Source organism: Phaeobacter sp. JH20_08, from assembly GCF_048056635.1.
GTDB lineage: Bacteria > Pseudomonadota > Alphaproteobacteria > Rhodobacterales > Rhodobacteraceae > Phaeobacter > Phaeobacter bryozoorum.
This window is the reverse complement of record NZ_JAYMVV010000011.1, coordinates 431,227-443,436: the sequence shown is the minus strand read 5'-3', so window position 1 is coordinate 443,436 and position 12,210 is coordinate 431,227. Positions and strand designations below refer to the sequence as shown.

Annotated in this window: 11 protein-coding genes; 6 read left to right on the top strand and 5 right to left on the bottom strand. The window is 64.9% G+C overall.

Features of this window, described 5'->3' with window-relative positions; translation table 11 throughout:
* Positions 1-15: 15 nt before the first annotated feature.
* A complete protein-coding gene (locus tag VWY75_RS12620; RefSeq protein ID WP_416539099.1) occupies positions 16-1,125 on the bottom strand; it encodes a pyridoxal phosphate-dependent aminotransferase in 1,110 nt (369 codons plus the stop codon).
* Positions 1,126-1,252: 127 nt separating this feature from the next.
* Between VWY75_RS12620 and VWY75_RS12615 the strand changes: the two genes are divergently transcribed.
* A complete protein-coding gene (locus VWY75_RS12615; protein ID WP_416539098.1) occupies positions 1,253-2,038 on the top strand; it encodes a crotonase/enoyl-CoA hydratase family protein in 786 nt (261 codons plus the stop codon).
* A 103-nt stretch (positions 2,039-2,141) separates the two neighbouring features.
* Here VWY75_RS12615 and VWY75_RS12610 read toward each other — a convergent pair whose 3' ends face one another.
* From VWY75_RS12610 to secG, 3 genes are all read right to left on the bottom strand, one after another.
* On the bottom strand, positions 2,142-3,044 hold the full coding sequence (locus tag VWY75_RS12610; protein ID WP_416539097.1) for a fructose bisphosphate aldolase: 903 nt from the start codon (positions 3,042-3,044) through the stop codon (positions 2,142-2,144).
* 249 nt (positions 3,045-3,293) lie between these two features.
* Entirely contained in the window at positions 3,294-4,937 is a 1,644-nt protein-coding gene (locus tag VWY75_RS12605; protein WP_416539096.1) for a CTP synthase, read from the bottom strand.
* A gap of 262 nt (positions 4,938-5,199) precedes the next feature.
* Positions 5,200-5,562 (bottom strand): preprotein translocase subunit SecG, encoded by a 363-nt coding sequence (secG, locus tag VWY75_RS12600; RefSeq protein WP_340546143.1) that lies wholly within the window; start codon positions 5,560-5,562, stop codon positions 5,200-5,202.
* 245 nt (positions 5,563-5,807) lie between these two features.
* Here secG and nthA point away from each other — a divergent pair, with 245 nt between their 5' ends.
* From nthA to VWY75_RS12575, 5 genes are all read left to right on the top strand, one after another.
* Positions 5,808-6,434, top strand: a complete 627-nt coding sequence (nthA, locus tag VWY75_RS12595) for a nitrile hydratase subunit alpha (protein ID WP_416539095.1) — start codon at positions 5,808-5,810, stop codon at positions 6,432-6,434.
* Complete coding sequence (gene nthB, locus VWY75_RS12590) at positions 6,431-7,159, top strand: nitrile hydratase subunit beta (protein WP_416539094.1); 729 nt, start codon at positions 6,431-6,433, stop codon at positions 7,157-7,159. Before nthA ends, nthB begins: the two co-directional genes overlap by 4 nt.
* Positions 7,156-7,497, top strand: a complete 342-nt coding sequence (locus VWY75_RS12585; protein WP_416539093.1) for a nitrile hydratase accessory protein — start codon at positions 7,156-7,158, stop codon at positions 7,495-7,497. Before nthB ends, VWY75_RS12585 begins: the two co-directional genes overlap by 4 nt.
* Positions 7,498-8,159: 662 nt before the next feature.
* Positions 8,160-9,473, top strand: coding sequence for an adenylosuccinate synthase (locus VWY75_RS12580; RefSeq protein ID WP_416535050.1), 1,314 nt, complete (start codon positions 8,160-8,162; stop codon positions 9,471-9,473).
* Positions 9,473-9,718 carry a DUF2842 domain-containing protein gene (locus tag VWY75_RS12575; protein ID WP_340546138.1) on the top strand — a complete coding sequence of 82 codons (246 nt, stop codon included), beginning with the start codon at positions 9,473-9,475 and terminating at the stop codon, positions 9,716-9,718. The genes VWY75_RS12580 and VWY75_RS12575 overlap by 1 nt, the downstream gene beginning before the upstream one ends.
* A 170-nt stretch (positions 9,719-9,888) precedes the next feature.
* On the opposite strand, the gene VWY75_RS12570 is transcribed toward VWY75_RS12575, so the two are convergent.
* Positions 9,889-12,207: a chemotaxis protein CheA gene (locus VWY75_RS12570; RefSeq protein ID WP_416539092.1), complete on the bottom strand. Its 2,319-nt coding sequence runs from the start codon at positions 12,205-12,207 to the stop codon at positions 9,889-9,891.
* Positions 12,208-12,210 lie beyond the last annotated feature (3 nt).

Sequence of the window (12,210 nt, the reverse complement as noted above, 5' to 3'; positions counted from 1 at the left end):
GGCCCTGACGCAGCCTCAGCCGTTGCGCGCCCGCTCCAGCGCGAGGGGCAGCGCGCGGGCAAAGGCGTCCAGCTGATCCTCCGGCCCGCAGCTGACCCGGATGCAGCGGTTTTGCGGCGCCGCGAAGGGCATCCGCACAAACACGCCCTGATCCACCAGACTCTCCAGCACCGATTTGGCAAAGGCACCTTCACTGCCACAGTCGATGGCCACGAAATTGGTGGCCGAGGGCAGGGGTGTTAGCCCATTGTCGCGGGCAATCTGCGCAATCCGGTCGCGTGCGGTGGCAATGCGGCCCAGCACCTCGGCCAGCCACGCCTGATCCCGCAGGGCCGCCAATGCGCCAATCTGAGCGGTGCGGTTCATGCCGAAATGGTTGCGCACCTTGTTGAAGGCGCTGACCAGCCCGGCCTCTGCCAGCACGTAGCCCACCCGCGCACCGGCCATGCCATAGGCTTTGGAAAACGTCCGGGTGCGGATCACGCGGGGATCGTCGATATCTATGGGCAGGGCAGTGCCCTCGGGGGCGCAGTCGATATAGGCCTCATCCAGCAGCAGCAGGCAGCCCTCTGGCAGGGCGTTCATCGCGGCCAGCAGATCAGCGCCGCTGTGCCAGCTGCCCATCGGATTGTCGGGATTGGCTAGGTAGACCAGCTTGGCATCCACCTCGGCGGCCTTTGCAAAGAGCGCGGCGGGGTCTTCGTGGTCATCCTTGTAGGGGACGGTATGCAACAGGCCGCCAAAGCCCGCGACATGGTAGTTGAAGGTCGGATAGGCGCCAAGCGAGGTCACCACCGCATCACCTTCGCCAATCAGCAGCCGCACCAGATAGCCGAGCAGCCCGTCGATACCTTCGCCGATCATGATGTTATGGGGCGCAACACCGTGATGCGCGGCCAGCGCCTCGCGCAGGTCATGGCTCTCGGCGTCGCCATATTTCCAGATTTCGCCCAGCGAGGCCTGCATGGCCGCAATCGCCTTGGGCGAGGGGCCAAAGATGTTTTCATTGGCGCCCAGCCGCGCCGTGAAGGGCGCGCCGCGCTGGCGCTCCTGGGTTTCCGGCCCGACAAAGGGGACAGAGGCGGGGAGGGAGTGGGCAAGCGGGGTGTAGCGTGGCTGTGTCATGGGCTGAGATAACGTGATCCGGTGCGTCCGGGCAAGCGCGTCGCTTTGCCCCGGCGTTACGCTGGATCACTGCCGGGATCCGGGGCAGTCTGCCGCCAACGGAAATTCCAAGAAGGAGGGCGCCGAGATGGCACGGGTATCGGTAGAGATCGAAGACCATATTGCACGGGTGACATTGACCCGCGGTGACAAGATGAACGCGCTGGACAGCCAGATGATCGAAGAGATCATTGCCGCTGGCGAAAGCCTGATGGACAGCAAGGCGCGGGTGGTTGTGCTCTCGGGCGAGGGCAAGGCGTTCTGCGCCGGCCTTGATCTGATGAGCTTTGCCCAGATGGGGATGAAAGACCCGACAGAGTGGCTGATGAGCCGCTCTCATGGCGATGCCAATCAGGTGCAGCAGGTGGCAATGGTCTGGCGTCGCCTGCCGATGCCGGTGATTGCGGCGATCAATGGCGTGGCCTTTGGCGGCGGTCTGCAACTGGCACTGGGGGCCGATATCCGCATTGCTGCGCCCGATGCGCGGTTCTCGGTCATGGAGATGAAATGGGGGATCGTGCCGGATATGGGCGGCATGGTGCTCTTGCCGCGGCTGCTGCGCTCCGATGTGCTGCGGCGGCTGACCTATACGGCGGAGAAAGTGTCGGCGCCGCAGGCGCTGGACTGGGGGCTGGTCACCGAGCTGGCCGAGGATCCCATCGCCCGCGCCCATGAACTGGCGACAGTGATCGCCGGGCAAAGCCCCGCCGCCATCCGCGCGGCAAAAACGCTGATCGAGACGGCCGAGGCCAGCGCGGATCGCGCCGAGGTGCTGCTGGAGGAATCCCGTGTTCAGGTCGGTCTGATCGGCAAGGCTGAGCAGATGGAAGTGGTCGCCGCCCAGATGCAGAACCGCGCGCCTAAATTCGACTGAGGCCGACGTCAGCCAGTCAGTGCAATGAAAGAGAGCCGCGCCGGGATCTGACCGGCGCGGCTCTTTACCTTGGTGTCTTTCCCCGTCAGGGGCGGCGTGATCGTCAGATCGAGGCGCGGTAGATCTTGTCGATGTTGGAGCCAAGCGCTGCGTTGTAGTCGCTGTCGCTCATCGCGACATTCAGACCTTCGGTCAGGGCGCGGCTGAAGGAGGCGATCATGGTGCTGTTCTTGGCCAGCTTTTCGCAGGCGTCATCGGTGGTATAGCCGCCGGACAGCGCAACAACGCGCACCACATTGGCATGGGCGGCGAGATCGTCATAGAGACCGGCCTCGGTCGGGATGGTCAGTTTCAGCGCCACTTTGGTATCGGCGGGCAGGGCGTTCAGCTCGTCCAGAATCGCAGCCTTCAGCAGGGTTTCCGCCTCGGCTTTGGTGGCGGAGTTGATGTCCACTTCGGGTTCGATGATCGGCAGCAGACCGGCAGCGGCAATCTGGCGGCCGACGATGAACTGCTGGCCGACGACGTTCTTGATGCCGGTGGCATTGGCGCCCTTGATCACCGAGCGCATCTTGGTGCCGAAAATCCCGGCCTGTACCGCGCGCGACAGCAGCTGATCAAGATCGGGCATCGGTTTCATGGTCTGGGCGTCGTCCACCTCATCCGCGAGGCCCTTGTCGACCTTGAGGAAAGGTACAACGCCGCAGTTGTCCCACAGGTAGGCAGGCACCGGGATGCCGTCGATTTCGGCATCCATGGTTTTTTCAAACAGGATCGCCCCGAGGATCTTTTCGCTGTTGAAATCCGGTGCGGTGATGATGCGGGCGCGCATTTTCTGGATTTCGCCGAACATCTCGTCGTCATTGCTGTAGGCGTCTTCGGTCACGCCATAAAGCGCCAGCGCCTTCGGGGTGGACCCGCCGGACTGATCGAGCGCCGCAATGAAGCCCTTGCCGTTTGCGATGCGATCGAGCTGAGCAGTCTGGGTCGAGGTTTCTTGCGCCATAGGTCGGGTCTCCACGAAAAGGGATTGTCTGTCTGGCATCGTCTATACCGCGCCTGCGGCAGGAAACAACTATCTGTATCAAGTGGTTGCGCTAACGCCTCCGCTAACAGTGACGCGACCGGGCGGCGGTTCGGCGAAACATCGCAGGCAGGCATATCCGTCAGGCGTTCGCACGCAAAAAAGGCAGACCGGGGTGGTCTGCCTTTTGGTGTGTTTCAGTCAGGCCCGATGCGCCGGGCGCTGTGCCGGTCAGACCAGCCGCGAGGCTTCCTTGGCGGCGCGGACGAAATCGTCAAACAGCGGGTGCGGCTCAAACGGTTTCGACTTCAGCTCGGGGTGGAACTGTACGCCGATGAACCACGGGTGATCCGTCCATTCGACGATTTCCGGCAGGCGACCATCCGGCGACATGCCGGAGAATTTCAGGCCACAGGCTTCCAGCTGCTCGCGGTATTTGGTGTCCACCTCATAGCGGTGACGGTGGCGTTCCTCGATCCGGGTGGTGCCATAGACCTCAGCCACCTTGGAGCCTTCGGCCAGCGTGGCGTTGTAGGAGCCCAGACGCATGGTGCCGCCCTTGTCGTCATCGACCTTGCGCGCCACGGTGTGGTTGCCCTGCACCCATTCCTTCAGGTGATAGACCACCGGTTCAAAGCGTTTCTTGCCTGCCTCATGGTCGAATTCCTCGGAGCCTGCCTCCGCGATGCCCGCGACATTGCGCGCAGCCTCGATGACGGCCATCTGCATACCCAGACAGATGCCGAGATAGGGCAGCTTGTGCTCGCGCGCATATTGCGCGGCTTTGATCTTGCCCTCGGTGCCGCGCTCGCCAAAGCCGCCGGGCACCAGAATGGCGTTATAGCCTTGCAGGTAGGGGGCGGCGTCTTCCTTGTCGAACAGCTCGGCATCGACCCATTCGATCTTTACCTTCACGCGGTTGGACATGCCGCCATGGGTCAGCGCCTCGGCGATGGACTTATAGGCGTCTTCCAGCTGGGTGTATTTGCCGACGATGGCGATTTTGACCTCGCCTTCGGGGTTGTAGATGCGATCGGCCACATCTTCCCAGCGGGTCAGATTGGGTTTCGGGGCCGGCGCAATGCCAAAGGCATCCAGAACCGCCTGATCGAGACCTTCGCGGTGATAGGCCAGCGGGGCCTCGTAGATGGACTTCAGATCCTGCGCGGCAATCACGCTGTCGGCGCGCACATTGCAGAACAGCGCCAGTTTTTCGCGTTCCTTGTGCGGGATCGGCCCTTCGGAGCGGCAAACCAAGATATCCGGTGCCAGACCGATGGAGCGCAGCTCCTTCACCGAGTGCTGGGTCGGCTTGGTCTTCAGCTCGCCGGAGGCCTTGATATAGGGCAGGAGGGTCAGGTGCATGAAGATACACTGGCCACGCGCCTTGTCATTGGCGAACTGGCGGATCGCTTCAAAGAAGGGCAGCCCCTCGATGTCGCCGACGGTGCCGCCGATTTCGCAGAGCATGAAATCAACCTCATCTTCACCGATGGAGATGAAGTCTTTGATTTCATTGGTCACATGCGGAATGACCTGAATGGTCTTGCCGAGGTAGTCGCCGCGACGTTCCTTTTCCAGCACGTTGGAATAGATCCGGCCCGAGGAGACCGAGTCGGTCTGGCGGGCGGCCACGCCGGTGAAACGTTCGTAGTGACCGAGGTCGAGATCGGTTTCGGCACCGTCATCGGTGACGAAGACCTCGCCATGTTCGAAGGGGCTCATCGTGCCCGGATCGACGTTCAGATAGGGATCCAGTTTGCGCAGGCGGACGGAATAGCCGCGCGCCTGCAAAAGTGCCCCAAGAGCGGCGGATGCCAGCCCTTTGCCCAGAGATGATACAACACCGCCAGTAATGAAAATGAAACGCGCCATGTCTGTTCGGCTGCCCCCGTGAGAAGTCAGAATTCAGCTGCCCGGCGGTTGCAGAAACCGCAGCATCACGGGGCTTTACATATAAAGGATTCGCGCAAAATGCGCAAGCAAGCCGCAAGATGCTGTTACGGCTGCTTTTGTTCATTCTAAGTGTAGTGGATCCTCGCGAATCCCGCGTCAGACGCTCTGGTCTTGCCGGATCTGCCCGAAGCGCAATTGGCTGTCGGGCTGATCCGAGGGTCCTCCGGGCCGGGTGGCCGGATTAGTCTGCGCTGGGAACCAGCGGTGCATTGTCACCCTGCACCGGCGGCAGCAGGTCGCTGCCCAGCGGGGTGTCGGGTGTATCGGCAGCGCCTTCTGCGGCAGGCGCCGAGAGGCGATCTGCAACCGAAGAGCCTGCGGATTTCTGTGCTGCCAGAATGGTCAGCGTGATGGATGTGGCGATGAAGGCCACGGCCAGGATCCAAGTCACCTTGCTCATCGCGGTGGCTGCTGCACGGCCTGACATGGCCCCGCCGCCGCCGCCGCCCATGCCAAGGCCGCCGCCTTCGGAGCGCTGCAAGAGGACAACGGCAATCAGCCCCAGGGCCAGAAGAAGATGGATGATGAGTACGACGTTTTCCATAGGATCCTACGGCGGTTGGCTGAGTATCGGGCGGTAAATAGGGAAGATTGCTCTGAGGGGCAAGGGCTCAGTTTGCCGAAGGGCGGAGAAGGCGGGCCTGCGGCGTTTCGGGTGCATCAAATCCGCAGAAAACGGCGCATGAGAGGTCCGGCTGCTGCGGCTGCGCGCGGGCATCACCGCTGGTGATCGGGATCATGACGGATTGTGACTGGACAGCTTTGCGCCGCTGCGGGCAGTCTCGCCCTATGCCTCATGATCACGCAGACGCCCCGCATAGCCTGTTGCCCCCGGACCCCGCCCTGCGCGTCAAGGCGCTGGAGACGGTGCTGACCCGAAAGGGGCTGATTGATCCGGCGGCGCTGGATGAAATTATCGATACCTATCAGAACCGTATCGGCCCGGCCAATGGCGCCCGCGTGGTGGCGCGGGCCTGGGCTGATCCTGAGTTTCGGGCGCGTCTGCTGGCTGATGCCGATCCGGTGCTGGCGGAGCTTGGGTATTATGGCCGTCAGGGTGAACATATGGTGGTGGTCGAGAACACCGCGCAGCAGCATAACATGGTCGTCTGCACCTTATGCAGCTGTTACCCTTGGCCTTTGCTGGGGATCCCGCCGGGCTGGTACAAATCCGACGCCTACCGCGCCAGAGCGGTACGCGAGCCGCGCAAGGTGCTGGCGGAATTCGGCGTGAGCCTGCCCGACGGCACCGCGGTGCGGGTCTGGGATTCCACCGCTGAGGTCCGTTATCTGGTGCTGCCGATGCGGCCTGCGGGCAGTGAGGGGCTGAGCGAGGACGCGCTGGCGGCGCTGGTCAGCCGCGACAGCATGATCGGCACCGGTCTGGCCAAGGCGCCGGGGGAGGCGCCAGCATGACCCGGGTGCATGACATGGGCGGGCGATTCGGGGACGGGCCGGTGGTGCCCGAGGCAGAGGATGCCCCGGTCTTTGCCGAAGAGGTCTTTGCCGAAGACTGGCACGCCCGTGCCCTGGCGGTGACGCTGGCCTGCGGCGCGCTGGGGCAGTGGAATATCGACACCTCGCGCCACGCCCGCGAGCGGCTGGCGCCGAAGGATTACACGCGGTTTTCCTACTACGAGAAATGGCTGGCCGGTCTGGCGATGCTGTTGGTGGAAAAGGGTGTGCTGAGCCGCGCGGATCTGGCGACAGCCGAGGCAGGGGGGCGTCAGAAAGACGGCACGGGCGCAGAGGCCGTGGCCCCGCATCCGCTCGCTGCCCGTGCGCTGAAGGCATCGGATGTGGCCGCAACCCTCGCCAAGGGCGGACCGGCGGACCGGCCCTCTGATGTGCCGGTGGTCTTTGCCCCCGGCGATGCGGTGCGCTGTCGCCGCCCCGGTGGCAACCGGCTGGTGGCGGGCGGTCACACCCGATTGCCCGGCTATGCAGTGGGCGCCAGCGGTCGCGTGCTGCGCCTGCATGGGACGCATATTCTGCCGGACAGTGCCGCACATGGTCTGGGGGAGGCGCCGGAGCCGCTTTATGCGGTGGTGTTCCCGGCGGCCGAGCTGTGGAGCGCGCCGGAGCATCCGCGCGACGAGGTGGTTCTGGACCTGTGGCAAAGCTATCTGGAGCCGGCATGAGCACAACTGACACGCCGGTGGCAGAGCGCCCGGAACCGGCCTTTGAACAGCCGTGGCATGCGCAGGTCTTTGCGCTGACGGTGCATCTGAATGAAAGCGGGGCGTTGTCCTGGGGCGACTGGGTGACGCGGTTTTCTGCCAGCCTGCGCCGCCATGGGCTGGAGCGCGATCTGAACGGGGGCGAGGATTACTTTGCCGTCTGGCTGGAGACGCTGGAGATGTTTCTGGCAGAGACAGGCCGGGTGGCCCCTGTCGATGCCGAGGGGATGCGCGCCCGCTGGGAGGCGGCCTATCTGTCGACGCCACATGGCATGCCGGTTGAGCTGCCTGCGGATTAGTCGGGCGAGTGGCCGGAAATATCGTCTGCGGAGGGCCGGGCGCAGCTGCACCGGTTCGGGGCGCCACCGCCACGGCTGATGGCGCGGCGCGGGGAGATCCGCGCCGGGTCTGGGTCGTTCGGGCCTGTGTCGTTCGGGCCTGTGTCGTTCGGGTCTGGGTGTCTCTTCTGTCGCTCTCTCGCGTCCCTTCTGTCTCTGTTTCGCCGCCCCAGTCTATCGGTCTGTTTGTCGGTCTCGTCTCGGTTGCGGTCTCGCGCTGTGCCAAGAACAGGGATGGCGGCGCCGCCGGTGGAGGTGGACAGGCCCGGATGGGGCCTGCGCAGGCAGGATATCCTGACACGCCCCCGATGGGATCGGGGCCGGTCTCCTGTGCGTGTGGGTGCGCCGGGCTTAAGTGACCCTGACGCGGGGGATCGATCCGCGTCCAGACTGACATATCCTGATCCCGAAGGGGTGAAGAGGGCGCGCGCTGCGGACGCAACGGCCCTGCGACGGGCGCTCCACGCGCAACGGCGCTGCGCGGCGCCTGATCGTCCATTTTCGCCACGCAGCAGGGGGCTTTGCCGTGGATTCCCGCGCCTGCGACGAAAAACCGGTTCCCCTGTCTGCGCGGTCTCGTTATACGGAGCGTCGGTTTCAACCAGCATACATGAGGACCTGAGATGGCCAATGTCGTGGTAGTCGGCGCCCAATGGGGTGACGAAGGTAAAGGCAAGATTGTCGATTGGCTCAGCGAACGCGCTGATGTCATTGCGCGTTTTCAAGGCGGCCATAACGCCGGTCATACGCTGGTGATCGACAGCAAGGTCTACAAGCTGCACGCGCTGCCCTCGGGCGTGGTGCGTGGCGGCAAGCTCTCGGTCATTGGCAATGGCGTGGTGCTGGACCCCTGGCATCTGATGAAAGAGATCGAGACCGTGCGCGCCCAGGGCGTGGACATCTCTCCCGAGACGCTCATGATTGCGGAGAACACGCCGCTGATCCTGCCGCTGCATGGCGAGCTGGACCGGGCGCGCGAAGAGGCGGCCTCCAAGGGCACCAAGATCGGCACCACCGGTCGTGGCATCGGCCCGGCCTATGAGGACAAGGTGGGCCGTCGTGCGATCCGTGTCGCGGATCTGGCGGATGAGGCGACCCTGGTCGCGCGTGTTGATCGTGCGTTGCAGCACCATGATCCGCTGCGCAAGGGTCTGGGCATCGAGGCCGTGGATCGCGACGATCTGATCGCGCAGCTGAAAGAGATCGCCAAGGATATCCTGCCCTTTGCCGCACCGGTGTGGAAAGTGCTGAATGAAAAGCGCAAGGCGGGCAAGCGGATCCTGTTCGAAGGCGCCCAGGGTGCGCTTCTGGATATTGATTTCGGGACCTACCCGTTTGTGACCTCCTCCAACGTGATTGCCGGTCAGGCGGCAACCGGTGTGGGCATTGGTCCGGGCTCCATCGACTATGTGCTGGGCATCGTGAAGGCCTATACCACCCGTGTGGGCGAAGGCCCGTTCCCGACCGAGCTTTTGAAGGAAGACGGCACCCCGGATGCGGATGGCGAGCGTCTGGGCACCCGTGGTCATGAATTCGGCACCACCACCGGCCGTCAGCGCCGCTGTGGCTGGTTTGATGCCTGCCTTGTGCGTCAGACCTGTGCCACCTCCGGCATCACCGGCATTTCGCTGACCAAACTGGACGTATTGGACGGGTTCGAGACGCTGAAGATCTGTGTCGGCTATGAGCTGGACGGCGCGCGTCTGGACTATCTGCCGACCGCAGCCGACCAGCAGGCGCGCTGCACCCCCATCTATGAAGAGATGCCGGGCTGGAGCGAGAGCACCGAAGGGGCGCGCAGCTGGAACGACCTGCCGGCCAATGCCATCAAATACGTCAAGCGCGTGGAAGAGCTGATCGACTGCCCGGTTGCGCTTTTGTCCACCAGCCCGGAGCGGGACGACACCATTCTGGTGACCGATCCCTTTGCCGACTGATGTCGGGCGAGGGTGGTCTGAGCTATAAGGCGCGGCGGCGCTGGGCGCTGGTGATCCTGCTGATTGGCATGCCGGTCTATATCGTGCTGGCGGTCAATGTGATCAGCTGGCTGGACCGGCCGTCGCTGCTGGTTGAGCTGATTGTCTATGTGCTGCTGGGTGTCCTGTGGATTCTGCCGTTCAAATTCGTCTTTCGCGGTGTCGGCAAGGCGGATCCGGATGATGCGGATCAGGATCAGGGCTGAGGCGCCGGGATGACAGCCGGGGAGGGGCGCTGCCCCTCTTGACCTGACGGTCAATTCACCCCGGAGTATTTCGGGAAAGATGACAGGTCGGCAGTGTCACGCCGGGCTGGTCTCAATCTAAAAAGGCGGCCTTTGTGGGCCGCCTTTTTTTGTGTCATCTGGGTCGGGGATCAGCCTGCGGCGCGGTTGCCAGGCTGGAAGCCGATCTGGCCGGAGGCGGTGAAGCGGCCATTGTCGGCGCGTTCGATCTTGCCCTCGCGCAGGAGCTGGCCAAAGCTGCGCAGCCCGTCCTCGCGGTTGAAGTCGGTGCCATCGACATCGCGGACCTTGTTCATCAGCTGCGGACGCGAGAAGTGATCGCGGCCTTCGACAAAGCTCATGTAGGCGGCGGCGGCTTCGAGAAGTTCGGCCAGTTCCACGGCGCCGGATTTCGCAGCATAGGCCGCAAAGCCGCCTTCGCTGCCGCTGTTGCGCGGGGCCTCTTCGGCCAGCACGGCGGCGGAGACCCGGCGCGGGCGCACGGGGGCGGCGGCGCTGTCGTCGATGCGCTGTTCCTGGACCAGTTGCAGCGGTGCGGGGCGGCTCGCCGGTTTGGCGGGCCGCTGGTCGGCGGTCTCGCGGGATTCGGGGCGGCGCGGGCGCACCACGCTGGCCAGATCGTCACGGTAGACCTGGGCGTCGTCCTCGGCCTCCAGCGCGCCACCGGCGGAGCGCTCGGTCGAGGCCGCAGCCATGACCGCGCGCAGCTGGCTGTAGGTTTCGCGCGAGGTGGTGTTTTCGGGGTCTTCCAGGCGTTCGTCAGCGGCGGCCATCAGACGGGCGATATCGCTGTCGGCGGTGCTGGTGGCGCCGCGTCGGGAGCCGGGCGCCACGGCGGCGGCGGCCTCTGCGGCGCTGTTGAGCGGTGCGTCAGTGCGAGGCGAGGCGCGCACAGCTGCGGCCGGTGCGGCGCTGTCCTCGTCCTCGTCATCCTCGTCGTCAAAGAAGGCCTCATCATCATCGCTGCCCAGCAGATCGGCCTCGACGGCGGCGAGTTCGGCCAGCAGTTCGGCCTCGTCATCAGGTGAGAGGCTGCTGTGGGTTTCTGGGTCGGCTTTGGGCGCTGCACCCGTGCGGGTTTCTGGGCGGGTCTCTGGTCGGGCCTCGGATGTTTCGGCGGCCTCGGGCGCCGGGGCGGCGGGTGTCGCCGGAGGGGTATCGGGCACGGTCGCAGCGGCGGTGTCGTCGAGTTTTTCCAGCGTGCCATCGGCCATGGCGCCTTCGATATCGCGGCGTTTGATCCGCAGCACGCGGCCACGTTTGCGGGGCGCGGCGGTTTCGGGCGCGGCTGGGGTCTCGGCAGCGGTCTCGCTCTTTGAGGTTTCTTCCGGGGCGCGCTCGGCCTGCTGGACCTCTGCCTGCTGGACCTCTGCCTTCGCAGGCTGTGGCTGGGCAGTTTCCGACAGGGGCGCGACCCTCTCGTCGAGATCGTCCTCAAGGCTGTCGGCCTCGGTGTCATCCGTGGCGCTGCTGCTGTCGGCGAAGAATTCTTCGGCGCCTTCGGGGACGTTGGGCACGCTGGGTGTGGCAGGAACTGACGGGGTGTTGCCGAGGTCGAGCCGGTTCAGCGCGGCGGCGATGGCGGCGTCATCCTCGTCGTTTTCGTCGAGCTCCTGCGCTGCGATCTGGCCATCTGCGGCGCGCGGAGCGTCGACGGCATCGTGATCGGCGGAGAGCGCGTTGGTGATTTCCTTGACCGCCTCTTCGCGGGCCTGTTCGGCGTGCTGGTCTTCGGTGAACTCATCAACCGGGGTCTTGGCCACAACAGCGCGGATGCGGCGCAGCTTGGCGGCGATGCTTTCGGCGTTGGTCTCGGCATCGGCCGTGGCGGCCGTACCGCTATCGTCTGGGGCATCCTGGGCCGCGAGGGCCGAGGCGGCAGCGGCTGCCGGGGCCGCGGCGATTCTGGCGGCGGCAGAGGTGGGTGCGGCCTGCTGGACCGGCTGCAACTTCACCTCAGCCACAGGCATCGCCGAGGGCTCTGACAGCGGCGCGCGGGCTTTGGGCGCGCTGGCCGGGGCGGTGCGGGCGGTGGGGTCTGTCGGTTCGGCAGCGCTGACAGGGGCCGGGGCAGCAGGGGCGGCGAGGGCGCCGGTGGCGCGATGCTGCGAGGTCTCTTCGCTGGGCTGCTGGGCAGCGGGGCGGGGCGGTGTTTCGCTCTGCGGCGGTGCGGTCTGTTGCGGCGGCGGCGGCAGGGTGGCGGCGCGCAGGTGGATGCCCTCGGCGCTGGTGCGCGCCTCGACCTGGCGGGCGACCTCACGCTGGGCGATGCGCGCCAGCATTTCGGCGTCCGGCTGCGGCGGTTCGGCCCCGAAGTAGCGGTCATCGGAGGCCAGATCGCGGAAATACTCCGCAATGGCCTTCATCGTGCCGAATGAATCGTCGAACCCCTCCAATGTGCAGGAAAAAGTCCCGTAGGAGACTGTCAAAACCTTATTGTTCTGTACCATCGG